The organism is Streptomyces sp. NPDC054840 (assembly GCF_053611065.1).
The window spans coordinates 1-2382 of the sequence record NZ_JBSGZP010000905.1 but is presented as its reverse complement, the minus strand read 5'-3'; the positions used below and the strand labels follow the sequence as shown (position 1 = coordinate 2382).

At 72.4% G+C, this 2382-nt stretch carries 3 protein-coding genes; 1 reads left to right on the top strand and 2 read right to left on the bottom strand.

Features of this window, described 5'->3' with window-relative positions:
- Positions 1 to 1170 (top strand): AMP-binding protein (locus tag ACWGIU_RS35775; RefSeq protein WP_453712261.1); only part of this gene is annotated, 1170 nt, incomplete at its 5' end.
- A gap of 122 nt (positions 1171 to 1292) precedes the next feature.
- On the opposite strand, the gene ACWGIU_RS35770 is transcribed toward ACWGIU_RS35775, so the two are convergent.
- Together ACWGIU_RS35770 and ACWGIU_RS35765 are read right to left on the bottom strand one after the other, a co-directional pair.
- A complete protein-coding gene (locus tag ACWGIU_RS35770; protein WP_453712260.1) occupies positions 1293 to 1781 on the bottom strand; it encodes a glutathione peroxidase in 489 nt (162 codons plus the stop codon).
- Between the two features lie 88 nt (positions 1782 to 1869).
- Positions 1870 to 2382: hypothetical protein (locus ACWGIU_RS35765; protein ID WP_453712259.1), on the bottom strand; the 513-nt coding region annotated here is incomplete at its 5' end.

Sequence of the window (2382 nt, the reverse complement as noted above, 5' to 3'; positions counted from 1 at the left end):
GTCCCCGACGGCTGGCTGCGGCTGGCCGACACGGCGGCCGTCGACGGCGATTTCACGCCGGACGGAGAGACTTTCGCCACCGACCCGCTGATGCTGTACTTCACCTCCGGTACCACCGACCGCCCCAAGCTCGTGGAGCACACGCACGCCTCGTACCCCATCGGGCACCTCTCCACCATGTACTGGCTCGGGCTGCGCCCCGGCGACGTGCACCTCAACATCGCCTCGCCGGGCTGGGCCAAGCACGCCTGGTCCAACCTCTTCGCCCCGTGGAACGCCGGAGCGACCGTTTTCGTCCACAACTACACGCGCTTCGACGCCGAGCGACTGATGGCCGAGATGGACCGGCACGGCGTGACCACCTTCTGTGCCCCGCCCACCGTGTGGCGGATGCTGATCCAGTCCGACCTCACCAAGCTGACCAGCCCCCCGCGCGAGGCCGTCGCCGCCGGGGAGCCGCTCAATCCGGAGGTCATCGAGCGGGTCCGCGCGGCCTGGGGCGTCACCATTCGCGACGGATTCGGCCAGACCGAGACCACCCTCCAGGTCGGGAACTTCCCAGGGGCGCCCGTCAAGCCCGGCTCCATGGGCCGCCCGGCACCCGGCTACGAGATCGTCCTGCTGGACCAGGTCACCGGCAAGGAGTCCCCCGACGAGGGCGAGCTCTGCGTGGACCTGCGCACCCGGCCCGCCGGGGTGACGACCGGTTACCGCGATGATCCCGGGCGCACGGCCGAGGCGATGGCGGACGGGCTCTACCGCACCGGTGACATCGCCGCGCGCGACGCCGACGGGTACCTCACTTACGTCGGGCGCTCCGACGATGTATTCAAGGCCTCGGATTACAAGATCAGCCCGTTCGAGCTGGAGAGCGCCCTGCTGGAGCACGAGGCGGTGGCCGAGGCCGCCGTCGTGCCGGCCCCGGACGCGCTGCGGCTGGCGGTCCCGAAGGCGTACATCACCCTCGCGGGCGGCTGGGAGCCCGGGCCGGAGACGGCCCGGGTGCTGTTCGAGCACTCCCGCGCGGTGCTGTCCCCGTACAAGCGGATTCGCCGCATCGAGTTCGCCGAGCTCCCGAAGACCGTGTCCGGCAAGATCCGCCGGGTGGAGCTGCGGGAGCTCACCGCGGCCGGGTCGGCGGGGGAGTACGACGAGGCAGAGCTGGACTGAGCGGGACGGGACGCCTTCGGGACGCCTACGGGTCGCCGCGCGCGCTGCGGAACAGGGTGCCGGGCGCGCGCAGCGGCCCGTACGGGACGACCCACCGGCCTGAGGGAGTACCCGCGGGAGCGCTACGCGGGCAGGTGCGCCTCGATCGCCGCGATGACCTCGGGGGCCTCGGGCTCGGTGCGCGGGCGGAAGCGGGCCACGACCTCGCCGGCGGGGGAGATCAGGAACTTCTCGAAGTTCCATTGGATGTCCCCGGCCGCGCCCTCCGCGTCCGGGGTCTTCACCAGCTCCGTGTAGAGCGGGTGCCGGTTCTCGCCGTTGACCTCGGACTTCTCCAGCATCGGGAAGGTGACGCCGAAACCGGCCGCGCAGAAGGTCTGGATGTCCTCGGCGGTGCCGGGCTCCTGCTCGCCGAACTGGTTGCAGGGCACGCCTATGACCGTGAAGCCCTTCGCCTCGTACGCGAACTGCAGGCGGGCCAGTCCCGAGTACTGCGGCGTGAGCCCGCACTGCGAGGCGGTGTTCACCAGGAGGATCGCCTTGCCCTTGTGGGCGGCCAGGCTGGTGGGCTCGTCGGACAGGGTGGTCAGCGGGATGTCGTACAGGCTCATCGGGCTCTCCTGGGCAGGAAGTAGGCAATGCCTACGAGCTTAGGGGGTAGCTTGCGGATCCCGCCCGGTCCTCCTGTGCCGAAAGCCCCTACGCGTCCGGGCCGACCAGCGCGTCCGCCGGGTCGTTGACCGGCTGCGGCATGCCCGTCAGGTCCATGACGAAGAGGGGTATCCCGAGATCGTTCGCGCGGGCCCGGGCATCTTCCGTGTAGCCCGCGAGCGCGAAGTAGACGCTGGTCGCGGAAGCCGTGAGCCCGTTCAGCCAGACGCACTCCACCGCCCGCAGCCCGGCCGGGGCCGTGGTCGGGTCCACCTGGGCCACCAGGCCCGGAGCGCGCAGGTCCACCGTCGCCGCGGGGATCGGACGTCCGTCGGGCTGCCGTACGTCCCGGAAGCCGAGCCAGCGCAGGTACAGCGCGGCCGTGGCCACCGCGTCGCGGGCCGTACGGATGGTCACCGGCCGGAACGCGGGGCGCGGCACGGGTGCGGCCGGCGGCGGCGGGATGTGCGACGGGCGCCCGCCCGTGGCTGCGCCCGCGGCTCTGCCGGTGGGCCCGCCCGCCGGGCCGCCCGTCGGCGCGGGCCCGGTGCCGTCCGGATC